Annotated in this window: 25 protein-coding genes; 18 read left to right on the forward strand and 7 right to left on the reverse strand. The window is 69.1% G+C overall.

Annotation, left to right across the window (positions count from 1 at the left end; all coding sequences use genetic code 11):
- Positions 1–22: 22 nt before the first annotated feature.
- The 10 genes from U2P90_RS04110 to U2P90_RS04155 all read left to right on the forward strand — a co-directional run bounded on the left by U2P90_RS04110 (position 23) and on the right by U2P90_RS04155 (position 10,322).
- A complete protein-coding gene (locus U2P90_RS04110) occupies positions 23–1,162 on the forward strand; it encodes an MFS transporter (protein WP_322473914.1) in 1,140 nt (379 codons plus the stop codon).
- A 126-nt stretch (positions 1,163–1,288) separates the two neighbouring features.
- Positions 1,289–1,768, forward strand: coding sequence for a GreA/GreB family elongation factor (locus tag U2P90_RS04115; RefSeq protein WP_295821889.1), 480 nt, complete (start codon positions 1,289–1,291; stop codon positions 1,766–1,768).
- An 85-nt stretch (positions 1,769–1,853) separates the two neighbouring features.
- Positions 1,854–3,404, forward strand: a complete 1,551-nt coding sequence (gene lysS / locus U2P90_RS04120; protein WP_322473915.1) for a lysine--tRNA ligase — start codon at positions 1,854–1,856, stop codon at positions 3,402–3,404.
- A gap of 264 nt (positions 3,405–3,668) precedes the next feature.
- Entirely contained in the window at positions 3,669–5,027 is a 1,359-nt protein-coding gene (locus U2P90_RS04125) for an ROK family protein (protein WP_322473916.1), read from the forward strand.
- Entirely contained in the window at positions 5,024–6,259 is a 1,236-nt protein-coding gene (locus U2P90_RS04130; protein ID WP_295821895.1) for an ABC transporter substrate-binding protein, read from the forward strand. Before U2P90_RS04125 ends, U2P90_RS04130 begins: the two co-directional genes overlap by 4 nt.
- An 88-nt stretch (positions 6,260–6,347) precedes the next feature.
- On the forward strand, positions 6,348–7,472 hold the full coding sequence (locus tag U2P90_RS04135; protein WP_295821898.1) for a carbohydrate ABC transporter permease: 1,125 nt from the start codon (positions 6,348–6,350) through the stop codon (positions 7,470–7,472).
- Positions 7,469–8,332, forward strand: coding sequence for a carbohydrate ABC transporter permease (locus U2P90_RS04140; RefSeq protein ID WP_295821899.1), 864 nt, complete (start codon positions 7,469–7,471; stop codon positions 8,330–8,332). Before U2P90_RS04135 ends, U2P90_RS04140 begins: the two co-directional genes overlap by 4 nt.
- 156 nt (positions 8,333–8,488) lie before the next feature.
- Complete coding sequence (locus tag U2P90_RS04145) at positions 8,489–9,640, forward strand: ATP-binding protein (RefSeq protein ID WP_322473917.1); 1,152 nt, start codon at positions 8,489–8,491, stop codon at positions 9,638–9,640.
- Between the two features lie 162 nt (positions 9,641–9,802).
- Positions 9,803–9,937, forward strand: a complete 135-nt coding sequence (locus U2P90_RS04150) for a hypothetical protein (RefSeq protein ID WP_295823133.1) — start codon at positions 9,803–9,805, stop codon at positions 9,935–9,937.
- 184 nt (positions 9,938–10,121) lie between these two features.
- A complete protein-coding gene (locus U2P90_RS04155) occupies positions 10,122–10,322 on the forward strand; it encodes a hypothetical protein (RefSeq protein ID WP_322473918.1) in 201 nt (66 codons plus the stop codon).
- Positions 10,323–10,353: 31 nt separating this feature from the next.
- Here U2P90_RS04155 and U2P90_RS04160 read toward each other — a convergent pair whose 3' ends face one another.
- Positions 10,354–11,370, reverse strand: a complete 1,017-nt coding sequence (locus tag U2P90_RS04160; protein ID WP_322473919.1) for a GNAT family N-acetyltransferase — start codon at positions 11,368–11,370, stop codon at positions 10,354–10,356.
- 62 nt (positions 11,371–11,432) lie between these two features.
- Between U2P90_RS04160 and U2P90_RS04165 the strand changes: the two genes are divergently transcribed.
- The gene (locus U2P90_RS04165; RefSeq protein WP_322473920.1) at positions 11,433–11,990 is read left to right on the forward strand and encodes a DUF99 family protein; all 558 of its coding nucleotides are present in this window, start codon (positions 11,433–11,435) and stop codon (positions 11,988–11,990) included.
- 52 nt (positions 11,991–12,042) lie between these two features.
- Here U2P90_RS04165 and U2P90_RS04170 read toward each other — a convergent pair whose 3' ends face one another.
- From U2P90_RS04170 to U2P90_RS04180, 3 genes are read right to left on the reverse strand one after another with little or no spacing between them, the layout of a single operon-like run.
- Positions 12,043–12,909: a hypothetical protein gene (locus tag U2P90_RS04170; protein ID WP_322473921.1), complete on the reverse strand. Its 867-nt coding sequence runs from the start codon at positions 12,907–12,909 to the stop codon at positions 12,043–12,045.
- Positions 12,906–13,811 (reverse strand): ABC transporter ATP-binding protein, encoded by a 906-nt coding sequence (locus tag U2P90_RS04175; protein ID WP_322473922.1) that lies wholly within the window; start codon positions 13,809–13,811, stop codon positions 12,906–12,908. Before U2P90_RS04175 ends, U2P90_RS04170 begins: the two co-directional genes overlap by 4 nt.
- The gene (locus tag U2P90_RS04180; protein ID WP_322473923.1) at positions 13,808–14,239 is read right to left on the reverse strand and encodes a GntR family transcriptional regulator; all 432 of its coding nucleotides are present in this window, start codon (positions 14,237–14,239) and stop codon (positions 13,808–13,810) included. The genes U2P90_RS04175 and U2P90_RS04180 overlap by 4 nt, the downstream gene beginning before the upstream one ends.
- Positions 14,240–14,383: 144 nt before the next feature.
- Here U2P90_RS04180 and U2P90_RS04185 point away from each other — a divergent pair, with 144 nt between their 5' ends.
- From U2P90_RS04185 to U2P90_RS04205, 5 genes are all read left to right on the forward strand, one after another.
- A complete protein-coding gene (locus tag U2P90_RS04185) occupies positions 14,384–14,824 on the forward strand; it encodes a MarR family winged helix-turn-helix transcriptional regulator (protein ID WP_295823128.1) in 441 nt (146 codons plus the stop codon).
- Entirely contained in the window at positions 14,821–15,780 is a 960-nt protein-coding gene (locus U2P90_RS04190; RefSeq protein ID WP_322473924.1) for a VOC family protein, read from the forward strand. The genes U2P90_RS04185 and U2P90_RS04190 overlap by 4 nt, the downstream gene beginning before the upstream one ends.
- Positions 15,781–15,807: 27 nt before the next feature.
- Complete coding sequence (locus tag U2P90_RS04195) at positions 15,808–16,770, forward strand: ring-cleaving dioxygenase (protein WP_380101328.1); 963 nt, start codon at positions 15,808–15,810, stop codon at positions 16,768–16,770.
- Between the two features lie 78 nt (positions 16,771–16,848).
- A complete protein-coding gene (locus U2P90_RS04200; RefSeq protein WP_322473925.1) occupies positions 16,849–17,460 on the forward strand; it encodes an alpha/beta hydrolase in 612 nt (203 codons plus the stop codon).
- 74 nt (positions 17,461–17,534) lie between these two features.
- The gene (locus U2P90_RS04205) at positions 17,535–18,653 is read left to right on the forward strand and encodes a DUF4384 domain-containing protein (RefSeq protein WP_322473926.1); all 1,119 of its coding nucleotides are present in this window, start codon (positions 17,535–17,537) and stop codon (positions 18,651–18,653) included.
- Between the two features lie 63 nt (positions 18,654–18,716).
- Here U2P90_RS04205 and U2P90_RS04210 read toward each other — a convergent pair whose 3' ends face one another.
- The 3 genes from U2P90_RS04210 to U2P90_RS04220 form a co-directional block, all read right to left on the reverse strand.
- A complete protein-coding gene (locus U2P90_RS04210) occupies positions 18,717–20,441 on the reverse strand; it encodes a M3 family oligoendopeptidase (protein ID WP_322473927.1) in 1,725 nt (574 codons plus the stop codon).
- Positions 20,442–20,482: 41 nt separating this feature from the next.
- Positions 20,483–21,343 (reverse strand): PSP1 domain-containing protein, encoded by an 861-nt coding sequence (locus U2P90_RS04215; protein WP_295823538.1) that lies wholly within the window; start codon positions 21,341–21,343, stop codon positions 20,483–20,485.
- A 111-nt stretch (positions 21,344–21,454) separates the two neighbouring features.
- Entirely contained in the window at positions 21,455–21,832 is a 378-nt protein-coding gene (locus U2P90_RS04220; RefSeq protein ID WP_295823535.1) for a RidA family protein, read from the reverse strand.
- A 278-nt stretch (positions 21,833–22,110) separates the two neighbouring features.
- On the opposite strand from U2P90_RS04220, the gene U2P90_RS04225 reads away from it, so the two are divergent.
- Together U2P90_RS04225 and U2P90_RS04230 are read left to right on the forward strand one after the other, a co-directional pair.
- A complete protein-coding gene (locus U2P90_RS04225) occupies positions 22,111–22,428 on the forward strand; it encodes a V-type ATPase subunit subunit G family protein (protein WP_295823534.1) in 318 nt (105 codons plus the stop codon).
- Positions 22,425–24,497: a V-type ATP synthase subunit I gene (locus U2P90_RS04230; RefSeq protein WP_322473928.1), complete on the forward strand. Its 2,073-nt coding sequence runs from the start codon at positions 22,425–22,427 to the stop codon at positions 24,495–24,497. Before U2P90_RS04225 ends, U2P90_RS04230 begins: the two co-directional genes overlap by 4 nt.
- The last annotated feature ends 17 nt before the right edge of the window (positions 24,498–24,514 follow it).

Consider the following 24,514-nt stretch of genomic DNA (forward strand, 5'->3'; position numbering starts at 1 on the left):
CACAGGTGCTAGCGTCCCAGGCGTGACTGTCGCGCCGGCCCCACTCTCGCTGCGTCTGCTGGGGGCCGGTGGTGCGGCGTTCTTCGCGCTGGGCGTGCTGCAACCCATGTACGGCCCCCTGTTTCCCTTCTTCCAGCAGCAGTTCGGGGTGAGCACCGCGTCGGTCGGCGTGATCGCCAGCGCCCATTTCGTGGGCTCGGCCATCTCACCGCCGCTGGCTGGCGTGATCCTCACGCGGATCAGCACGCGCCGCGTCGTGGTCGCATGCCTGCTGCTGCTGGCCGTGGCGGCGCTGCTGGTGGGCTTTGCGCCCAGCTGGCCGCTGGCCGTCGGTGCGGCGGTGGTGGGCGGGGTGGCGCAGGGTGGCCTGTCCAGCGCCGTGAACGCGTACCTGGCTGCCGCCGGCACGCGGGCCATCAACTTTGCCAACGCCCTGTTCGGGCTGGCCAGCATGCTCTCGCCGCTGGTCGCGGCGTGGCTCGCGCCGCAGGGCCTGATGTGGCCCTTTGTCGTCGTGGCCGGGCTGGCGACGGTGTCGCTGCTGGCGGCGCGGATCTGGGGCGTGCCGGCCATGCCCCGCCCGGAGGCGCAGGCCCCCATGCACCGGGTGGGCCGCTCCATGACCCTGTTCGTGGTCATGCTGATCTGTTACGTGGGGCTGGAAGTGGGCTTCGGTGCGTGGGGCGGCAAGCACATGACCGGCATCGGCGTGGGGCAGGCGGCGCTGATCGTCAGCCTGTACTGGGGCGGATTCACGCTGGGCCGGGCCCTGGCCAGCGCCTTCGGGGCCCGCTTCCAGCCGGGGCCGCTGGTGCTGGGCTGTGCGGCCCTGGCGACCGTGGCGGCCGTGCTGGGCACGGTTCCGGCGCTGGCACCGTACACGTACCCGCTGGCGGGTCTGGCTCTGGGGCCGGTCTTCGGCACGGCGATGGTCTGGGCCGCTCAGGTGCTGCCGGTGCGGTTCGTGCCGTTCCTGCTGGTGTCGGGCAGCGTGGGCGGCATCCTGGTGCCGTGGGGGATCGGGCTGGGCTTTGCCCGCAGTGGGCCGGTCGCCGTGCCCGTGATCCTGACCGGACTGGGCATCGCCCTGTGCGTGCTGGTCATGGTGACGCTGCGCGTGCGGCGCGTGCGTGTCGGCACGGACGCCCGTTTTCCGGCATGAGCCGGTGGGTGTGCGTTGCCAGCCGGTGGGGCGTGTGGCAGAATGCGCGCTGATTCTCACCAATCTACCCACACCCGTCCCCACAGGGACACCCAAGCAGGTTCGGAGGCCGAAGTGGCGCAAGCGATGAGCAGACAGGTGAAACTCACACGGGAGGGCTTCGAACGCCTCCAGAAGACGCTGGCGCAGGAGCAGGCCCGTCTGGCCGAGGCCACCCGCATCCTCCAGGAGCAGATGGAGACCAGCTCCGACACCGAGGACACGGGCCTCGAGGACGCCAAGCGCGAGAAGATGAACATCGAGGCGCGCATCGATGAACTCGAGGACACCCTGGCGCGTGCCACCGTCATCGAGGATCACGAGAACGAGGGCCGCGTGGAGCTGGGCGCGATCGTCGTGCTGGGCAACGAGACCACGAAAAAGGACATGAAGGTGCAGGTCGTGTCCGCCCCCGAGGCGACCGTCACCGGCGGCAGCCTGCCGCGCGTCAGCGAGGACAGCCCGGTGGGCAAGGAGCTGATGGGCCGCAAGAAGGGCGACGCCTTCGTGGTGAACCTCGACAACGGCAAGCAGATGAAATACAAGGTCAAGAGCATCGAGTACTGATCGCAGAGAGCAGAGGGCAGACGGCAAGAGATGTTTAGCCGTCTGCCTTCTGCTCTCTGCCCTCTGCATCCCTATACTTCCCCCCATGACCGACGGTTCCCCCCGTTCCCCGCGCCCCGAGGGCCTGCACGAGCAGACCGTCGCCCGACTGAACAACCTGGACGCGCAGGTGGCGGCCGGCTTCGAGGCACACCCCTACTCGTACCCGCGCACCCACCACGCCCGCGACGTGCTCGCCGCCCATCCGGCCGACGCCGAGGGAAGGCTGGAGCCGGGGCAGGAATGGCCGGACGAGGTGTACGCCCTGGCGGGCCGCGTGACGCTGCTGCGCCACATGGGCAAGGCGGCCTTCCTCGACCTTCAGGACGAGTTCGGCAAGCTGCAGCTGTTTTTCAGCAAGCAGGACACCGAGAATTTCGATCCCACGAAGAAGATCGACCTGGGCGACATCATCGGCGTGACCGGGCATCCCTTCGTGACCAAGACCGGGCAGCTCACGCTGAAGGTCACGGGGTGGCAGCCGCTGGTCAAGAGCCTGCACCCGCTGCCGAGCAAGTTCCACGGCCTCCAGGACGAGGAACTGCGGGCCCGGCGGCGCTACCTCGACCTGATGGTCACCGACGGTGCCCGCGAGAAGTTCCAGGCCCGCAGCCGCATGATCCGTTTCATCCGCCGCGAACTGGACGACCGGGGCTTCATGGAGGTCGAGGGGCCGACCCTTCAGGTCACGGCCGGCGGGGCCGAGGCCCGGCCGTTCATGACGCACCACAACGCGCTGTCGCATGACTTCAAGCTGCGGATCAGCCTGGAGCTGTACCTCAAGCGGCTGCTGGTCGGCGGCTTCGAGAAGGTCTACGAGGTCGGCCGGGTGTACCGCAACGAGGGTATCGACCGGACACACAACCCGGAATTCACCATGCTGGAGCTGTACTGGGCCTACGTGGACTACAGCGATATCGCGCAGCTGGTCGAGGATCTGCTCAGCGGTCTGGCGATGGAAGTGCACGGCTCGTACACCTTCGAGTACCAGGGCAAGGCGCTGGACTTCACGCCGCCCTTCGCGCGGGTGGACTACATCGGCGGGCTGCGCGAGCACGTGCCGGAGCTGGACTTCGACCCGCTGGATCTGGATCGGCTGCGGGCCTTCTGCGACGCCCGCTATCCCCAGTGGAAGGGGGTGCCGGCGTACAAGCTGCTGGACAAGCTGTTTGGCGAGTATGTGGAACCGCTGCTGACCAACCCGACGTTCGTGATGGATCACCCGGCGGTGATCAGCCCGCTCGCCAAGCGCCACCGCACCCGCACCGACGCCGTGACCGAGCGTTTCGAGGTGTTCTGCTCGGGCTTCGAGCTGGCGAACGCCTTCTCGGAACTCAACGACGCCTTCGACCAGCGCGAGCGCTTCGAGGCCCAGAGTGCGCGTCAGGCCGCCGGCGACGACGAGGCCCACCCGCAGGACGAGGACTTCCTGCTGGCGCTGGAGTACGGGATGCCCCCGGCGGGGGGGCTGGGCATCGGGATCGACCGGCTGGCCATGCTGCTGACCGACAGTGACAGCATCCGAGACGTCCTGCTGTTCCCGCTGCTGCGCCCCGAAGGTGCCGCGAGCACGGAGGACACGGCCGCGACGACCTGAGCGTCCGCAGCGTCCGCCGCTGGGCCGGCCGGGGTGACCTGGCCGGCTCTGGTGGTCATGGCCTGAAAATGACAGTGCAGGACGACGCCGTCGCCGCCGCATGTGTATCGTTTCAGTTCATTCGTCCATTTGACAAACAAATATCGGGTGGTGCAGCATGGCCCTCGCACCTCCCTCTCAATGTCCCGGCGCGGACACCGTGATGCTCCCTTGACCCTGCCCGCAGCGGCAGGCGGCTCCCTGAAGGCAGGGACAGGACGACCCGTGAACCAGACCCTGCACAGCCACGACACGCTGGATCTGGCGGCCATCCGGTGCCGCCACACCCTGCTGCTGCTGGGGCTGCTGTGGGAGGACGACCGGGCCCGCGTGGACATCGCCCGCGACCTGGGGCTGTCGCGCAGCGCGATCAGCAACATCGTGGCCGAACTCATGGAGGTCGGGCTGGTGCAGGAGGCCGGCGCACGCAGCGGTACCGGTGTGGGCCGCCGCGCCACCCTGCTGCACCTGAACGCCCGCGCGGCGGCCATGCTCGCCATCGACCTGGGGGCCAGTCACGCCCGCGTGGACGTGCTCGACCTGCGCTGCCGCACGCTGGCGACCACGACCGTACCGCACGACATCCAGGCCGGCCCGCAGGCCACGTACGCGCTGCTGTGCGAACTCGCCCGGCATGTGCTGCACGACGCCGGCGTGCCCATCGCCCACGTGGCCATCGCCGGGGTGGGGGTGCCCGGCCCGGTGGATCACGAGTCCGGCCGCGTGGTGCAGCCGCCCAACATGCCCGGCTGGGACGGAGAGAACGTGGGGGCCCACCTGCGCGACCTGCTGGGCGTGGATGTCCTAGTCGAGAACGACGCCAATCTGGGTGCCCTGGCCGAGGCGAGGTTCGGCACCCACCGGGGCGTGAGCGACCTGATCTATGTGAAGCTCGCCACCGGGATCGGCGCGGGCGTGCTGCTGGGCGGCCGGCTGCACCGTGGGGCCCGGGGCGGGGCCGGCGAGATCGGGCATATCAGCATCAACGAGCACGGGCCGGTCGGTCGCAGTGGCAACCCCGGCAGCCTGGAGAGCTACGCTGCCGCGCAGGTGCTGGTGCCACTGGCCACGCGGCTGCACGCCGAGGGCACACCCACCACCATGCACGCCCTGACCGTCGAGGATCTGATCCGGCATGCCAACACCGACCCACTGGCCCGGGCCGTCTGGGAGACGGTGGGCCACCACCTGGGCGTGGCCGTCAGCACGACCCTGAACCTCTTCAACCCCCATGCGGTGGTGATCGGCGGCCGGCTCGCGCAGGCGGGCGACGTGCTGATCGGTGCCATCCGCGCCAGCGCCGACCGGCGCACCATGCGGATCAATGCCGACCGTGCCCGCATCGACCTGGGCACGCTGGGTGGGCACGCCGGCGTGCTGGGGGCCGGCGCGATGATGCTGGGGGCCCTGCTCACCCCGCGCGGCCTGCCCCAGCTGTACCGCGTGTCCAGGCTGGTTGACCCACCGGGGGTGGAGAGTCGCGCCCCGCCTCCCGGAGGACTATCATCACCTTCGCTTAATAAACCTGCTCCTGGCGTTACCCAGACCCCGCACCATCCCGTTCCTTTCGGAGGATCACCATGAAGAAAGCCCTGATGATTGCCACTGCCCTTGCCGTCTCCTCCAGCGCCCTTGCCGCCGGCAAGCTCGAGATCTTCTCGTGGTGGTCCGGCGACGAGGGTCCCGCTCTGGAGGCCCTGGTCAAGCTGTACAAGGCCAAGTACCCCAGCGTCGTCGTGGACAACGCCACGGTGTCCGGCGGCGCCGGCACGAACGCCAAGGCCGTCCTGAAGACCCGCATGCTCGGCGGCACGCCCCCCGACTCCTTCCAGGCGCACGCCGGCCAGGAACTGATCGGCACGTGGGTCGTCGCGAACCGCATGCAGGACCTGACCCCGCTGTTCAAGAGCCAGGGCTGGAGCAAGGTCTTCCCGGCGGACCTCGTCAAGCTGATCTCCAGCAAGGGCGGCATCTGGAGCGTGCCCGTCAACGTTCACCGCTCCAACGTCCTGTGGTACAACCCCGCCAAGCTCAAGGCCTGGGGCGTTAGCGTGCCCAAGACCTGGCCCGAGTTCCTGACCACCTGCGCCACCCTGAAGGCCAAGGGCGTGGCCGCGCCGCTGGTCGTCGGTGAGAACTGGACCCAGCAGCACCTGTGGGAGAGCGTCATGATCGGCACGCTGGGTGCCCAGAGCTGGGAGAACCTGTGGAGCGGCAAGCTGAAGTTCACCGATCCCCGTGTGGTCGGTGCCTTCACCACCTACGGCAAGGTCATGGACTGCGCCAACAAGGACGCCTCGGGCCTGAGCTGGCAGCAGGCCACGGACCGCGTGATCGACGGCACCAGCGCCTTCAACGTCATGGGCGACTGGGCGGCCGGGTACTTCACGACCACCAAGAAGCTCGCCCCCGGCACCGGCTTCGGCTGGGCCGCCGCCCCCGGTACCACCAAGACCTTCGTGATGCTCGCCGACTCCTTCGGTCTGCCCAAGGGCATCAAGAACTCGACCGAGACCATGAACTGGCTCAAGCTGCTGGGCAGCAAGGAAGGCCAGGACGCCTTCAATCCCCTGAAGGGCTCCATCGCCGCGCGCACGGACTCTGACCTGAGCAAGTACAGCGTCTACTCCAAGAGCGCCGCGACCGACTGGAAGTCCAGCAAGATCGTGGGCTCGCTGGTGCACGGCGCCGTGGCTCCCGAGAGCTTCACCAGCGCCTTCGGCGCGGTGATCGACGGCTTCGTCGCCAGCAAGAACAGCGCTGCTGCGGCCGCTGCCGCGCAGCAGCTCGCCGTGCGCGCCGGCATCGGCAAGTAACCGGGCCGCACCTGATGTGGGGTGTGGGTGGTGGGGCCGGGCCCCACACCCACACCTCTCCCCTTGACCAAGAAAGGAGGCCGGCACCATGAAAGGCCTGAGCAAAGACCGCCTGTGGTCGATCGCCGTCCTGACACCCAGCATCATCCTGATCGCGGTGTTCGTGTACGGCTTCATCGCCCGCAGCGTGTACGTCAGCATGACCGACTGGGGCAACGACCCGGCGCAGGCGCTGGCCCTGGATCCCATCATCCGCTGGGTGGGCCTCGCCAATTACCAGGAGCTGTTCACGGGCTTCCTGCAGGGCCGCTTCCGGCAGGAGCTCGTCAGCACCATCTTCTTCACCGTGTTCTTCATCCTGGGCTGCCTGGGGCTGGGGCTGGGCCTCGCGCTGGTGCTCGACCGCAACCCGAAAGGGGAGGGGCTGTGGCGCACGATCTTCCTGTTCCCCATGAGCCTGTCGTTCATCGTGACCGGCACCATCTGGCGCTGGATGCTGCAGCCGGCGGGCGGCGTGAACATGGCCCCCACGCTGGCCGGTGCGCCCCCCAGCACCTTCGGGTGGCTGAGCAGCACCGACAGCGTGCTGAAGTTCGACTGGAACGTGCTGCCGCTGCTCACCGCCGGGGTCGTCGGCGTGGTGCTGACCGTGCTGGCCGTTCGCGCCGCGCAGTCTGGTGACCGCCGGCGCACCCTGGTCGCGGGCGTGTGCGCGGCCCTGCTGTTCGTGTGGGCCCTGTTCGTCGGCCCGAACGTCAAGATGCTGCCCGCTCCCGAGCTGCACGGCTTCAACCTCGCCCTGATCGGCATCATCATCGCGGCGGTGTGGCAGATGAGCGGCTACACCATGGCGCTGTACCTCGCGGGCCTGCGCGGCATCCCCGAGGAACTGCGCGAGGCCGCCAAGGTGGACGGCGCGAACGACTACGGCATGTACCGCCACGTCATCTTCCCGCTGCTCTCGCCGATCACGCTGTCAGCCATGATCATCCTGGGGCACATCAGCCTGAAGATCTTCGATCTGGTGTACGCCATGGCTGGCCCGGACAACATCAACACCAGCGTGCCCGCGCTGAACATGTACCTGACCAGCTTCCGGCAGAACCAGTTCGCACTGGGGGCCGCGATCGGCACGGTGCTGCTGATCCTGGTGGCGTTCATCATCGTGCCGTACCTGGCCTCGCAGTTCCGCACCGAGGAGGGCCACGCATGACGGCCACGCCCGCACAGACCGCCCCCACCACCGTGCCCCGCGCCCCCGTGACCCCTGGCCGTGTGCTGATGTACCTCCTGCTGGTCGTGGCCGCGCTGTTCTTCCTGGTGCCGGTGTACCTGCTGTTCGCCACGGCGCTCAAGAGCCCGGACGCGATCAACCTCGCCACGTCGTGGCACTGGCCCGCCGCCCTGAACTGGGCGAGCTTCTCCGAGGCGTGGGCCAAGATCGGCGGCAACCTGGGCAACTCCCTGTTCCTGGCCGTGACCGCTACGATCCTGAGCGCCATGCTCGGCAGCGTGAACGGCTACGCCCTGAGCAAGTGGAAGTTCCGGGGCGCCAACACCCTGTTCGCGCTGATGCTGTTCGGGATGTTCATTCCGTATCAGGCCGTGCTGATCCCGCTGTTCCAGTTCATCAAATCGCTGGGCCTGTACGGCTCGATCTGGGGCCTGATCCTGGCGCATGTCGTGTACGGCATCCCGATCACCACACTCATCTTCCGGAACTTCTACGCCGACGTGCCCGACGCCCTGATCGAGGCGGCGACCATCGACGGCGCGGGCTTCTGGAGCATCTACGGCAAGGTCATCTTCCCGATCTCGATTCCGGGCTTCGTGGTCGTGATCATCTGGCAGTTCACGCAGGTGTGGAACGAGTTCCTGTTCGCCGCCACCCTGACCAACACCTCGTCGCAGCCCGTGACCTACGCGCTGTCGCAGCTGTCGGGCGGGCAGGCCGTGTCGTGGAACCTGCCGATGGCCGGGGCGATCCTGGCCGCGCTGCCCACGCTGCTGGTGTACATCCTGCTGGGCCGCTACTTCGTGCGTGGCCTGCTGGCCGGGAGCGTCAAGGGCTGAACCCGGCCGGGACGATCCGCTCCTCCAGTCTGGTAGGCATCCCCAAGCTGTAGACCGTGCGCCGTGACTTTCGCCACGGCGCACGGTCATTGCGGCCCGGCCCACAGTGGGTGAAGGAACACCGCCCGCCATGCGGGGTAGACTGACGATCCAAGCATGGCGAGCGCACATCCCCCCACGGTTTTTGTTGTCGCGGCCGACCCGGCCCGCTCAGCCACGCTCGTCCCGGCGTTGCCGCAGGTGACGGTCATTCCCGTCCCCGACGCCGAGACCCTGCTGCGCGAGGCCCACGTGACCCCGCCCGACGTGGTGCTGCTGTACACCGACACCCCCGGCGTGCCGCTGTGGCAGGTGCTGCCCATGCTGCGGCAGCGGGCCGAACTGGCCGGCACACGCTGGCTGGCGGTGGGGTCGACCGGTCTGGGCGAGATGCTCAGTGCCGGCGCGGACGCCCTGATCGGCGACACCACGCCCACCGCTGCGCTGGTGCTGCAGATCCGCACCATGCTGGGCCGCGCCACGCAGCACCACGACATGCACGGGCGGATCGCGTCCCTGCAACGCCGGATGGACACCTGGGAGCACGAGGAGCGGGTGCGCGACCAGCTGGTGCACATGCTCGTCCATGACCTGAAAAATCCCATCGCAGCCGTGATGGGCCTGCTGGAGATCGTGTACGAGGATCACCGCGTGCCCGAGGACAGCCGTGAGCTGATCAAGGTCGCCCGCGACGAGACCCAGCACCTGCTGCATCTGGCCGTGAACATGCTCGATGTCCGCAAGATCCAGGCGGGCAAGATGAACCTGCGGCGGGAACTGGTGTTCAGCCCGATGTTCGAGGAGATCATGGAGCAGGCGCGCGGCGATGTGGGCAGTGGCCTGCGCGACCGGCATGTGCGGGTGGAGGTCGAACAGGATCTGTCGCCGGCCAGCGTGGATCCGGAGATCCTGCGGCGCGTGCTGGCGAACCTGCTCAGCAACGCCATGAAACACACCACCACCGGCGGGGTCATCAGCCTGCTGGTGCGTGCCGTCCCCGACGGCGTGCAGGTGGCCGTCCGCGACGACGGCGAGGGCATTCCCGCCGAGGACATCCCCAACCTGTTCGCGGCCTTCGAGCAGTCCCGCCTGACGCTGCACGGCCGCTTCGACACGGGCATGGGCCTCGCGTTCTGCAAGCTCGCCATCGAGGAACACGGCGGCACCATCTGGGTCGAGTCCGAGCGTGGCAAGGGCGCCACCTTCTACTTCAACCTTCCTCTGGCCGCCGATGCCGAGGACGACGATTTCATCGAGATCCTGAACTGAGCCCGGCTGCTGTGTGCCGGCGCCGGGGCCGGCCTGCCGCCTTCCGGGCCTCCATGGGGGGGGACACGCCCCCGATTTCTGACCCGTTCCTAAATCCTCACTGGGCGCTACCTAAAGGGGGGGATCATCCACCCGTCGGCGTGCTCCTTCACACTTGGAGGCATGAACGTCCCCCGCTCCCCGCTGCTCCCGACGACCTCCGCGCTCCGCGTGGAGCCTGTCCCGGCGGCCGGGCGGCCGGCCGCGTCCCGTCCCCGGCCCTTCAGTGGCGGCAGCCACCTGAGCTGGGCCGGCTGAGCACACTCCACCATGCAGTGATCCAGAATTACCCAGAACGTCGCCTCAGAGCGGCTTTTTTTTGCTCTCGCGTTCGCCGGGCACTCCGGAACTGCCACGTCTGACAGCGCTGTCACAGCGAGACCGGGGAGGCGACCGGCGCCGGTGTAAGAATTAAGACAGGTCGTGGTGTCCAAGCTGAGGCATGACCAGCATGGAGTATGGCCGACATGTCCGTCGGGTCATGGAATGGGACGAGGTCACCCTCGACGAACCCGTGCTGAGGGCACCGGTCGACCTGACCCATGGTTCCGTGTTTGTGGTCGAAGAGGACGACGCGCCCCGGGCGGCGCCGTCGCTGATCACGTCGGTGGCGCGGCTGCTCGGGCGCCGGCCGCCCGGCTGAGCCGCCCGGCCACAGGCACCGGCATCCACGCTCACTGCAGCCTGAGCTGCCACTCCATGAAGGTCGCCCATTCGGTGAAGCCGAGCGCCACGTTGATGCCCAGCATGGCCTCGTTCACGCTGGCGTTGTTGGTGCGGACAAACCGGGTTCCCGGACACGCGGCCCGCACGTGATCCAGCATGGCCGCCTTGACCCACTTGCCCAGCCCCAGGCCCCGGGCCATCGGGCGCACGCCGGTGGCGCCCTGGTACAGCAGGGTGGCCCGTTCCGGCTGCCAGAACACCTCGGTGAACGCGTCCAGCTGCCCGCTGCGGGTGTCCTCGACGGACATCAGCCAGCGCACCTCGCCGGATTCGTCGAGCATGGCGTCCCACGCGCGGATCATCCCAGGCGTGATCGTCCAGTCCTCCACGTCCAGGTCGCCGCGGGGCGCGGTATTCATGACCATCATCATGTCCGCCATGCGGTCCAGGTACATGTCGGGAATGGTGCGCCACACGTGCAGCCGGTACGGGTCGCCGTCCGGGCGGATCTGCCAGCGGGCCAGCAGCTCCTCGTCCAGGGCGCTCAGGTCGAGCTGGCTCTGGCGGTTGGGCAGCGCCGCCTCGGCTCCCAGGGAGCGGGCGAAGGCCTCGCCGGCCGGGCTGCGGCTGGACGTGCCGGCCATGACCACCCGCCGGCCCTCACGCTCTGCGACCACCCGCAGCGCCGCCCACACGCGGGTGCCCAGGCCCCGGCGGCGGGCCTGCGGATGCACGTAGAGCCGCACCGACGCGGCGTGCGTGTTCTGTTTCAGGTCGTACCCGATCCGGCCCCACGCGAGCGCCCGCCCGCCATCCCACACGACGACGTGATCCGCACGTTCGTCCGGATTCAGCTGTCCCAGGTTGACCGCCTCGTGCTGCGGCAGCAGGGGCGGGTCGTCCGGGTTTGCGAAGGCGAAGGCGTCGGCCAGCAGCTGCCCCACCGCCAGACGCTGCTCCGGCGTGGCTGAGCGCGGATCGAAGGGCGTCACGTCCACCCGGGTCACGTCGGGAATCGTCATCATGGACGCAGTGTGACCTCCGCACGTCTGCGGCGCATCGGCCACGTGGCGGATACCCTGCGCACATGACCGGCCTGCACGCACTCGGCTTCGACGACGCGCCCTTCGACCGGGCGTGGCGGGGCGACGTGCCTGTGTTCGGTGCCGCCTACGCGGGCCGCACGCTGCACGGCGTGGTGTCCGGCCGGGTGCGGCGGGACGGCCGCAACAGCACCGCCGAACTCGCGCGGCTGACCACCGCGGCGGGAGAGCACGTGCGCCTCGTGCTGCTCCAGGGCATCGCGCTCGCGGGCTTCAACGTCGTGGACATCCACGCCCTGCACGCGGCGACCGGCCGCCCGGTGCTCGTCGTCGCCCGCCGCGCGCCCCGGCTGGACGCGGTGAGGACGGCCCTGCTGACGCATGTGCCTGGGGGTGCCCAGAAGTGGCGGCTGGTGCAGGCGGCGGGGGAGATGGAAGCGTGCGCGGGCGTGTGGGTGCAGCGCGCGGGCCTGAATCTGGAGGACGCCGCGCAGGCGCTCACGGCCCTGACCGTCACCGGCCGTATCCCCGAACCGCTGCGCGCCGCGCACCTCATCGCGGGCGGCACGACGCGCGGGTCGAGCCGCGGGCAGCGGGTGTAGTGGTAGGGCATATGGCCGCCAGTGGGCTGCGCCTCCGTCGTCCGTTCCAGACCTACTTCGACGCCGATACGGCGTGTGAACGATGTCCAGGACTCCATCGCCACGCCGCCAGACCCAGCAGAATCGCCGTGGCGAGCACAGCAACCGTCAGACGGGCAGGATCGGGGGCGCTGAGCAGGGCATCCGGCGTGTGGGTCGCCACGAAGTTCTGCATCGCGGCGCAGTCCAGGCCCGTCTGTGCCACCGGCTGGAAGGTCTCTCTGGAATACAGTGCCTGGAACTGCAGCAGGAACGGATCTGCGATGAATCGTGCGCCTCCGGCTCCACCGGCCTGCCACACGAAGCCCAGACCGACGCTGAGGCCCAGGGCACCGAGCAGGCTCAGGACGGGCGACAGCCACCGGCGCAGCGCGGCGGCCACCGCCAGTGTGGCGACCCCGCGCAGCCACAGCAGGCCCAGGGCCGCGCCGTAGCTGGCCCAGAGGTCGCGTTCCAGCCACCAGTCCACGGTGTTCAGTCCTTGCAGCGCCAGCACGATGCCCGAGCACGCGACGGCCAACAGCACGAGGCTCAGGCCGCTGGTCAGGCGTGCACGGAACACCGCCCACGGTGACAGCGGAGCCAGGGTCAGAAATGCCTCGTCCTGCCGGAAGCGTGACCCGGCCCACGCGCCCACTGCCGGGATCAGCAGGGCACCCACGCTGCCGAACCAGAACCCGGCCAGATCGACGCTGACGTGGTAGGGCTGGCCGATACTCACGGCCCAGCCACCACATGCCGTCGGCCCCAGGGTTTTCATGGTGGCACCCGCGAAGAATCCTGCCGCCGCAGTCAGGCCCACAGTGATCGGCAGGGCGGCCCGCAGGGAGCGCCACTCCAGCCAGCCCAGCGCAGAGCGGGAGACGGGCCAGCGCGTCACGCCGCCCCCCGGATATCGGAGGCGGTCATCAGCTCGGCGTACGTCTGTGCCAGGGGGCAGGGCCGGGACTGGATGTCGAGCGGGCGCAGTGTCTGGAGCGCGGCCAGCACCGGGCCGTGAGCACCGCTCAGGTGCAGGCTCAGGGTGCGGCCGTCCAGACCCATACCCTTGACACCGGGCAGTGCCCGTAGGTCGTCCAGCACGTTGGCGGGCAGCACGTCTGGGAGGATGACCTGAAGGGTGGTCGAGGCCGCCCGCAGATCATCCAGATCGGCCTGGAGTTTTACCGCGCCGCGCTGGAGAAAGACGCCCCGGTCGGCCAGCCCCTCGATCTCCGGCAGGACGTGGGAGCTGAGCAGTACCGTGCCGCCGTCGGCGGCGAACAGGGCCACGGCGCGGGCGAGCAGGGCACGGTGCTCGGGATCGAGGCCGTTGCTGGGCTCGTCGAGCAACAGGAGGGGGGCGCGGCAGCCGAAGGCGTAGGCCAGGGCGAGCCCCATCCTCTGCCCGGTGCTCAGGCGCGAGGCACGGGCCTGGAGCGGGACGTGGAGTTCGTGCGCCGCCTCCAGGGCGTGCGACTGAGACCACGCGGGGTAGGCGCGGGCACCGAACGCGAAGTGGGCGTGGCCGGTCTCCTGTTCCAGAAAGGTTCCGCCCGTGGGGACATACGCCACGTGCCTGCGCCAGTGCGCTGTGGTGGGGTCACCGATCCCAGGACTGCGGATCTGACCTCGATCCGGTGTCAACAGGCCGGCCAGGACACGCATCAGGGTGGTCTTGCCGCTGCCGTTGGGGCCAAGCAGAGCGGTGATGGAACCTGTGGGAAGGTTCAGCGAAACGCCGCTCAGTACCGTCTGGCGGCCCCGGCTGGCATGGACATCGAGCACATCGAGGGCGTTCACTGGGCGTTCTCCGAGAGCCTGTCGCCGTGCAGCACCTCTTCGAGGGTCGCGTGGAGGTCGGCAGGAGAGACGCCGGCACGGAGCAGCTCCAGCAGCAGGGTTCGCAGCTCTCCCAGGGCACCTGCCTGCCCTGGGGTCGCGGTCTGGGGGAGGGAGATGACTGTGGTGCCGGCTCCGGCCCGGTTCTCGGTATACCCGTTGCGCTGGAGGGCGGCGTAGGCCTTGCTGACCGTGTTGGGGGCCAGGCGCAGGTGGGCTGCCAGGGTGCGAATGGTGGGCAGGGCGTCGCCGGGTCGGAGGGTGCCGCGCTCAATGGCGCGCTCAAGGGCCGACTGGAGCTGGAGCGACACGGGCAGACCGCTATGCGGATCGATGGTCGTGCTGAGCCACAGAAGCAGGCCCTGCTGTCGCGCGTCATCTTGTCTCATACCATTGAGACAATGCGACAAACGACGTGTGGATGTCAACCCATTGCCCAACCGTTCGACGTTTACTCATCAAATTGCTTTGCAAAGCAAGTACTATCGGATCACTGCCGGGACGACCCCTCTGCCCCGGCCAGGAGTGCCCCGATGCTGAACCTCACCCCCACCGAAAAACTCGCCTGGCGCGGTTTCCTGCACGCCCACGACACGCTGTGGAAGGGCCTGGACGCCGAGCTCGGCCGCGACGACCTGAACCTTCCGGCGTACGAACTGCTGACCGCGCTGCAGGAGGCGGGCCTGAGCGGCATGCGCATGACCGAGCTCGCGCGCACCCTGCGCTTTTCCGGCGGGGGTCTGACCCGGCTGGCCGACAAGCTCCGGCAGCAGGGCCTGATCGGCCGCCGCCGCTGTCCCGACGACGGGCGCGGGTGGGAGGTCTACCTGACGTCGGTGGGCGAGGAGAAACTGCGCCGCATCCACGCCCGGCACCTGCGCGAGGTGCGCCGCCGCTTCCTTGACAAGCTGTCTCCGCAGGAGACCGAACTGCTCGCCGGCCTGTGGCCGCGGTTCCAGGAGGATCCCGTATGATTCCCGCTCCCCTCGGCGGCCTCCACCACGTCAGCGCGCTGAGCGCCGACATCGCCGCGAACCACGACTTCTACACGCGGGTGCTCGGGCTGCGGCTCGTGAAGAAGACCGTGAACCAGGACTCGCCCGGCATGTACCACCTGTTCTACGCCGACGGCGTGGGCAGCCCCGGTACCGACATGACCTTCTTCGACTTCCCCCGCGCCGCCCGCGAGCACCGCGGCACCGACGCGATCACGCGCACCACCTTCCGCTTGACCGGCGCGGCCGCCCTGAGCGCGTGGGCCGCCCGGCTCGACGACCACGCCGTGCCGCACGGCGACGTGCACGTCCGGGACGGCCGCCTGCACCTCGATCTGGAGGACGTGGACGGCACCCGCCTGTCCCTCATCGACGACGGGGGAGACGGCCCGCGCGGCGAGCCGAACCCGCACACCGACGTGCCCGAGGACGACCAGATCCAGGGCCTCGGGTACAGCGCGTTCACGGTCGCCGACCTGGCCCCCACGCACGACCTCCTGACGCGCGGCCTGGGCCTGACCGAGGGCCGGGTGTACGACGACGGCGGCTTCCCCACCCACGTCTACGAGCTCGGCGCGGGCGGCCCGCACGCGGAACTGCACGTGACCGTCCGCGACGACCTGCCGCGCGCGAAACCCGGAGCCGGGGGCGTGCACCACGTGGCCCTGCGCGTCCACGAGCAGGCCGACATGCCCCGCTGGCTGCTGCACCTCGCCGCGCAGGGCTTCGGGAACAGCGGTCTGGTCGACCGGCACTACTTCCGCTCCATCTACCTGCGCGACGGCAACGGCCTCGTGATCGAAATCGCCACGGACGGCCCCGGCTTCGCCACCGACGAGTCGGTAGACGACCTCGGCGCGGGGCTGGCCCTGCCGCCCTTCCTCGAACCGCGCCGCGCCACCATCGAGGCGCACCTCCGCCCCCTCACCGTCTGATCGCGTCCGACCCCAAAGGAGCTTCCCGTGACCCTGAACCTCACCGGCTTCCACCACCTCACCGCCGTGTCCGGCAACATCCGCGAGAACAAGCGCTTCTATACGCAGGATCTGGGCATGCGCCTCGTCAAGCGCAGCGTGAACCAGGACGACGTCAGCGCGTACCACCTCTTCTACGCCGACAACGTGGGGCACCCTGGCACGGACATCACGTTCTTCGACTGGAACGTGCCGCGCGAGCGACGCGGCAACCACACCGTGACCCGCACCGGCCTGCGCGTCCGGGACGACGCCAGCCTGACGTACTGGAAAGATCGTCTGACGTCCCTGAACGTGACGCACGGCGAGATCGTGGAGCGTGACGGCCGGCACGTGCTGGACTTCGAGGATCACGAGGGCCAGCGCCTGATGCTCGTGACCGACGGCGGCGCGGGCGACCCGCCGACCCCCTGGCCGGAGAGCCCCGTGCCCGCCGAGCACCAGATCCGCGGGCTGGGGGCGATCACCATGACGGTGGCGAACCTGCGCAACACCGACCTGGTGCTCCAGAAGGTCATGAACCTGCGCCCCGTGCGCACGTACCCGGATCCGGAGAGCCCTGCGCACACCGTGCACGTGTACGCCATGGGCGCGGGCGACGGCCCGCACGCGGAACTGCATGTGGCCGTGCGCCCCGACCTGGCCCCCGCCACGCCCGGCGCGGGTGGCGTGCACCACGTCGCGTTCCGCACCCCGAACGAGGAGGAATACCACGGCTGGACGGAGCACTTCCGGCACTTCGGGTTGCAGACGAGCGGCGAGGTCGACCGCTACTGGTTCCGCAGCCTGTACGTCCGCGAGCCCGGCGGCATCCTGTACGAGATCGCCACCGACGGCCCCGGCTTCGGCGTCGACGAGGACATGGCCACCCTGGGCGACAAGATCGTCCTCGCGCCCTTCCTCGAACCCCGCCGCGAGCAGATCGTGGCGAACCTGAAGCCCATCGACTGATGCACAGCGCAGAGAGCAGAGAGCCAGACGATGTTCAGCCCTCTGCTCTCTGCCCTCTGCCTCTCCAAAGGAGACCCCATGAACTGGATTCACCACATCGAACGCGGTACCGATTCCCTGACCCTGCTGCTGCTGCACGGCACCGGCGGGAACGAGATGCAGCTCATGGAGTTCGGGCGGCAGGTCGCGCCCACGGCCACGCTGCTGGGCGTGCGCGGCCGCTCGCTGGAGGAGGGCTCGCCGCGCTTCTTCCGGCGCTTCACGGCCACCAAATACGACCAGCCCCACCTGCTGGCCGAGGGCGAGGCCCTGGCGCAGTTCGTGACCGAGGCGGCCCAGGAGTACGGCTTGGACGCGAAGCGGGTCGTGGCCCTGGGCTACAGCAATGGGGCGAATATCGCGCTGGCAAGCCTCGCGCATCATCCGGGGGCGTGGGCCGGGGCGGTGCTGCTGCGCCCGGTCATGCCCATGGACGAGCCGCCAGGGCTGGACGTCAGGGGCCTGCCGGTGCTCGTGACCAGCGGTGCCCGCGATCCGTACCACGAATTCGCCGCGCCGGTCGTGCCGTACCTGCGGTCAGTGGGCGCGGCCGTGCAGGAGCAGGTGCTGGACGCCGGACATGAACTCACCGCCCAGGACGCGGAACTCACCGCTGCGTGGCTGCAGGGGCTGTCGTCCACTCCGGCCTGAACCACCCCCGGATGATGAGTGTGTCGTCAGGAACAATCAGCACGCCGTCAACCGGGGCCGGCACACTGCGACCCATGAAGACGACCCTGTCCTCCGTGCTGGTTCTGACCGCCGCCTCCGCCCTCTCGACCGCCGGTGCCCAGCCGAGGGTCAGCGCCCAGAGCATCATCGTCAACCCCGTCACGCCGGATCTGAGCGTGAATGTGCAGGTCGACCGGGACGCCAGCGGTGCCCAGAACCCCGCGTACAAGGTCGGGGACGGCATCACCGTGAGCGCCACCGTGAACCGTGACGCCTACGTCTACCTGTTCAACGTGAACCCCGACGGCACCGTCGACCAGATCCTCCCCAACCGCCTGAGTGCCGAGAACCTCGTCAAGGCCAACACCACCAAGTCCTTCCCGGCCGAGGGCGACAACTTCAAGTACACCGTCGCCGGCCCCATCGGGCAGAACAAGGTGCTGGCCCTGGCCAGCCTGACGCCGCTGAACCTCGACCAGCTCAGCTCCTTCAAGACCCAGCAGGATCAGTTCGCCACCGTGAACGCCAAGACCCAGGCTGGCCTCGCGCAGGCGCTGAGCATCGTGGTCACGCCGCTGCCGCAGAACAGCTGGGTCAGCGACACGGCGTTCTACACCGTGGCGGCCGTGAACCCGGTCGCGACCGGCAGCCTGTTCATCGGCACCAACGTGGCCAACGCGACCGTGATCCTGAACGGCCAGCGGCTGGGCGGGGCGAACGTCACGTACTCCAACCTGCGGGCCGGGAACTTCCCGATCCGGGTGCAGGCCCCCGGCTTCCGGGACTACACCACCACCGTCTCGATCCGTGGCGGCACCACCAGCACGCTGAATATCGACCTGGCCCAGCAGATCTCGGCGCCCGTACCGCAGCCCCGCCCGGTGCCGCCCGTCACGCCTGCTGGCAGCGCCACGCCGGTGCTGGACTTCATCGGCAGCCTGCTGGGGGCCATCGCCGGTACCCAGATGCAGGATCCGGCCCGCAGCGCCTACGACCAGAAGGTCGCGGATCTCCAGCGCCAGGGCTACGCGCTCCAGCAGAGCGTGACCACGCCCAGCGGCTTCCAGGGCGTGCTGGTTAAGGGATCTAGCAGCGTGACCGTCACCGTCGAGCGTGGCGTGGGCCGCACGGTGCGCGTGAACGTCAGCGAGACGACCACCTACCAGTACTGAGGCTGCCGCAGGGTCGGATACGCCGGCGACTCCCACGCACAGGAGTCGCCGGCGTGTCCACGGTCAGTCCGCCGCGTCCTGGCGGAGCTGACCGTCCAGGAAGGCGGTCAAACCCCGGATGTACTCGCGGTCGAAGCGGAATTCCACACCCGACGCACGGTACAGCTCCGGTATGCTCGTGGCGCTGCCCAGCCGCAGGGCTGCCCTGTAGGCGGTGAGGGCCGCCGCCGCGTCCGTGCGGGCGGCCCGCCAGATGCCGACCGCCGCGAGGTAACACATGGCGTACTCGATGTAATAGAAGGGCACCTGGAAGATGTGGTAGTACTGCCAGCCCTTGGCGCGGACACGCTCGTCCAGGCCATCCCAGTTCACGAAGGGGTGGAAGGTGCGGTCGAGTTCGAGCCATTTCGCGTCCAGATCGGGGATTGTCACGTCCTGCGGGGCCTCGTGGTACAGCCAGTGCTGAAAGGCGTCCATCTGCGCGGCCCACGGCAGGAACGCGACCACCCCCTGGAGCTGCGTGCGCCGGTAGCGGGCCAGTCCGGCCGGCCCGAAGGCCCCCTCCAGGTGGTCGAGCGTCAGGAACTCCATGGCCATGCTGGGAATCTCCACGAACTCCGTGGGACTCCAGCGGTTCCACACGAGCTCCTGGCTCTCACCGCTGTAGAACCCATGGAAGGCGTGCCCGACCTCGTGGAACAGCACGCGGACGTCCTCGGCGCTGCCCACCACGTTCATCAGGACGAAGGGCTCGTTGTGGGTGGGGAAGTACTGGCAGTACGCGTGCGTCATCTTGCCCGGCCGGGATTCCAGATCCAGCAGGCCATGGCCACGCATGTAGTTGAAGCGGGCCGCCAGATCGGCGTCCAGCTGCCCGAACACACCGGCGGCCAGCGCCTCCAGCTCGGCGGCCCCGTTGAAGGGGGCCAGGGCGGCCCCGCCCTCCGGGTCAAGCAGGGCCGTGCGGCTGTAGTCCCACGGCCGCACGGTGTCCAGCCCCAGCGTGTCCGCGACGTCCTGCACCATCCGGGTCAGCACCGGTACGACTTCATCGCGCACGGCGTCATGGAAGTCCCGGCAGTCCTGGGGGGTGTAGTCCACGCGGTCGAGGGCCTTCCACTGGTACGCCCTGAAGTCCGGCTCGTCAGCGTTGCGCGCCAGCTGCCGGCGGGTGCCGAGCAGATCCAGCATGACCCCGTCCAGCGCCCCCGACACGCTCATGTTGCTGGTCGCCAGCGCCCGCCACGCGGCCTCGCGCACGGCACGGTCCGGACTGTCCAGCCGTTGCCGTGCGTGGGGGATGGTCAGGGATTCGCCCTCGAGACTCACGGTCTGGTTGCCGGTGATCACCGAGTGCCGGTTCTTCTGCTGCTCGTGCACGACGGCCAGCTCGACATTCGCCTCGCGGTACAGCGCCGCCGCGTCCCGGAAGCGGCGGTAGGTCAGGGCGAAGCTGTCGTCCGGCACATACCCCTCCACGGCCAGCAGTTTCTCCCGCAGCGCCTGGTCGGCCCGCTCCGCGTGGGGCATCACGCTGGCGAGGAACGTCTGGTAGCGCTCCTGGACGTCCGGCTGATCCGTGTGGAGATCCGAGTGGGTGGCGAGTTTTCCGCCCACCTCGGCCAGTTCGGAGGCCAGCGCACTCCAGCGGCGGAGCCACTCCGGCACGTCTGCCGGCGTCAGCGGCGTGTCCAGCAGGGCCTGAAAGCGGGCCGCGTAGGCGTCCCAGTGGCCCGCGCGCTCCGGCACGGCAAGCTTGACTTCGACGGCGTCCACGGTGGCAGTCATGCCCGGAGTGTACCGGTTCCCGCGCCGCCCCCCGGAGACGCTCAGGCGTCTGGGCCGGGGGGGCGGGCGGACTTGTGGCCCCGCTCGCCCGCAGCGCGGGTGCTTCCCTCGTCCGGCGCCCGGCGCAGCTCGGTCGCGGGCACGCCCAGCAACATGCCCTGCTCCGTGAACACGTCCACCGTGCCCGACAGGGGATGCAGCTTCGTGACCTTGCCACACGCCCCGCTGCCGTCATGACACACCTTGGCGTTCTTGCGCGGCAGGTTCTTGAGCAGGTCCACATACTGCGTGTGCTCGAACTGCAGGCAGCACAGCAGCCGACCGCACGGCCCCGACAGTTTTTCTGGATTCAGGGGCAACTGCTGGTCACGTGCCATGCGGATACTGACCGGGGCGAATTCCTGAAGATGCGTGCTGGAACAGTTCTCCCGCCCGCACGCCCCCAGCGTGCCCAGCATCTGCGCCTGCTCGCGCGGGCCGATCGCCGCGAAATTCACGCGGGCCCGGGTGTGGGCCCTCACCTCGCCGATCAGGCCGGTCAGCTCGATGCGCTCATCGGCGCTGTAGCTGACCGTGACCAGACTCTCGTCCAGCGTGAATTCCACGGCCACGAGCTTGACCGGCAGCTGCCGCTCCCGGGCCCGGGCCCGCAGCAGCCACTTCAGATCCTCGCCGGCGCGGTGCAGTTCCTCCCAGCGCTCCAGATCCTCTGTCGTGGCAGCCCGCAGGACGGCTCCGTACCGTTCCGTCGGGCGCGGGGCGCTGGGCTCTCCGCGTACGGTGGCCACCTCCGGGCCGCGTTTGCCCTGCACCACGACCTTCGTGCCGACCGCGTGGGCCTCCTCACTCTGCATGGAGTGGAGGCGCGGGCTGCGCTCGAAGCGGACGGGCAGGACGACCATGGGGTGCAGCATGGCACGCGCCGAACGGGAGCGTCGAGAGGTGGGGCACAAAAGACGCCGAGGGCACAGGGCCTGTACTGCTCCGCTCTCTGACGTCTGCTCCGCATCCTCTCAGTGCCGCTCGGCCAGCACCTCGATCTCCACGCGCACGTCGCGGGGCAGGCGGGCGACCTGCACGGTGCTGCGCGCCGGGTAGGGGGCCTGGAAGTGCGCCTCGTAGACGGCGTTCATGGCAGCGAACTCGGCCATGTCGGCGAGGAACACCGTGGTCTTCACGACCCGGTCGAGATCCGTTCCGGCGGCGGCCAGCACTGCCCGGAGGTTGGCCATCACCTGCTCGGTCTGCTCCGTGATCCCCCCCGCGACGACATCGCCGGCCGGGGTCAGGGGAATCTGGCCACTGGTCACGACCAGGTTGCCGAAAGTGACAGCTTGGCTGTACGGGCCGATGGCAGCGGGAGCGTCCGGGGTCTGGATGACGTCTTTCATGGCACGAGCATACGGGCAGATCGGAGGGGGAGGTTCGGCCCGGCCCAGGTGCTGCGGTCGCCGTACCGCGCCGGGTGACGCCGGGGCACGTGCACACAGGGACCCTTGCCCCGGCGGTTCCATTTCGGTGCTGTGTTACGATGGGTGCTGAGTCTGACGCAATTATTACAAGTAGGTCGGGCCACCGGAAACCCTGAGTCCCCACCCTGACCTCATCCCCCAAGGATGAGGATTTTGGAGCGGAATCAGGGAGACAGTCGGGAAAGGAGGAGTGGGTTTTGGACGTCTCAAGTCGAGTCTTAAGTGAACTGGCCAGCCGCGAGGCGGCGCTGGACGCGCAGATCGAAGCGGCTCGCGAACAGGCGAAGGCGACCGTGGACGCTGCGCAGGCGCAGGCTGCCGACATCATCCGGGATGCGGAAGCCCAGGTCCGGGCCATGCAGACCGAACACGAGCAGAAGCTGGCCGCCGAGATGCAGCAGATCCGCCAGCGCGCGCACGCCGAGGCCGGTGCCCATGCCGAGCAGACGCGGAACCGGGCGCAGGCCCGGCTGGATCAGGCGGTGGAAACCATCATGAGGGCGGTGCTTCCGTGATCAACCCCATGCAGCAGGTCGTGATCGCCCTGCGCCGCCGCGACAGCGAGACGGTCATCGCGGCGCTGCAGGACGTCGGGGTGCTGCACCTGCGGCCGATCACCGACAGCCCCCTGACGGCGGGTGCGGTGGCCGGCGACGACGCCCAGTCGCGCCGGGAAGACGAGCGGCTGCTGGCCCGCGCCGAGAGCACCATCGCCGAACTGGGAGCGTACCGTCCTGGCCCCGCGACCCTGCCCGCCGCAGCGGACTGGGCCGAGGTGATCGAGCGTGCGGCCCAGCCCGTCTCGGTGCTGGCGCGGCAGCGGCAGGAACTCCAGGCGGATCTCGATGCCGAGTCGACCTACGGCGACGCCGTGCGGGCGCTGGCCGGACTGACCGGTGGGCTGGACCGCAGCCGCCGGCTGAGTGTCGTGCCCTTCCTGCTCCAGCCCACCGACACGCCGGGCGAGCTGGAGGCTGCGCTTGCCGCGACGCTGCCCGAGCGCCATGCCCTGGCAACCCAGAGCGTGGGGCAGAACCGGGTGGGCGTGATCGCCACGATGCGCGGCGAGCGCGACGCGGCCCGCGCGGCCCTGAGCAAGGCGCGGCTGGGCGAACTGCGCCTGCCGGGCCGCTTCGACGGCATGGCCCTGTCGGACGCGGCGGCCCAGATGCAGGAGATCCAGCGCGGCGGCGAGGCGCGGCAGCGTGAGCTGAATGCCCAGCGCGACCGGCTGGCCCAGGAACACGGCCCGCAGCTGTACGCCGTGCGCGACGCCCTGAAAGACCGCGTGGCGATCCACGATGTCCGGGCCATCTCGGCGCGGGGCAAGTACAGCATGGCGCTCGCCGGCTACGTGCCCGCCGAGCGGCTCGACGCCCTGCGCCGCAGCCTGGCGACCTTCGGGGACGCCGTGACCTTCGAGGTGCATCCGGTCGACGAGCACCACGACGACCGCATTCCGGTGCAGTTGAAGAACAACGGCTATGTGCGGCCGTTCCAGACCGTGATGGGGCTGATGAGTCCGCCCCGCTACGGTACCTTCGACCCCACGTGGGTGATCGCGCTGTTCTTCCCGCTGTTCTTCGGGATCATCATCGCGGACATCGGCTACGGCCTGCTGTTCGCGCTGTTCGGCCTGTGGCTGGGCGGCAAGGCCCGCCGCAACGAGGGCTGGGATCTGAGTTTCTTCGGCGCGTACGTGCCGCCCGCCACCCTGCGGGATCTCAGCTTCGTCACGCTGGTCATGGCGGCGTGGAGCATCGTGTGGGGTGTCCTGACCGGCGAGTTCTTCGGCACCCTGCTCGAGCACCTGCACGTCTTCTACATCAATCCCGAACTGCTCAACAACCTGTGGAGCTGGACCGGTATCCGCTACCCGGAAGAGGAGGGCGTCAAGCACTATGGCCTGATCCCCATCCTGTTCCCGCGTCTGGAGACCGGCTACTTCAGCAACGTCGCGCTGGTGTTCGCGCTGCTCTTCGGCATCCTCCAGGTGCTGTGGGGCTGGGCCATCCGCATCCAGCAGGGCATCCGGCACCGTGATTCCGTCCACACCTGGGAAGGCATCGCGCTGTTCGGCGGCGTCTTTGCCCTGATCATGCTGGCCTTCACCAGCCGTGCGGGCAAGGACATCGGGGCCGCGTTCTCCAACTTCAGCGACCCCCGCGTCCTGCTGATGTACGCCGGCTTCGCCGCCTTCCTGATCGGGTACCTGCGCATCATCAGCAAGTACCCCATGCTTCCCATCGAACTGCTGTCCCAGGGCGGCGCGGTCATGAGCTACGCCCGTATCTTCGCGGTCGGCCTGGTGTCCGCCATCCTGGCGAAACTGTGCACGGATCTGGGCTGGAGCCTGTACGAGAACATCGGTGTGATCGGCATCCTGCTCGGCGTCCTGCTGGGCGCGGCGCTGCACTTCTTCGTGCTGGCGCTGACCCTGATCGGCCACATCGTCCAGCCGCTCCGTCTGCACATGGTGGAGTTCCTGAACCCCACCGGGTTCAACAACGAGACCAGCCCCGTCTACAACCCCCTTCGTCGCCTCAGCCCGGCTGCCCAGAACGGCAGCGGGTCGGCCAAATAACCCCAGGAGTGTTCATC

It is taken from the genome of Deinococcus sp. AB2017081 (assembly GCF_034440735.1).
Lineage (GTDB): Bacteria > Deinococcota > Deinococci > Deinococcales > Deinococcaceae > Deinococcus > Deinococcus rufus.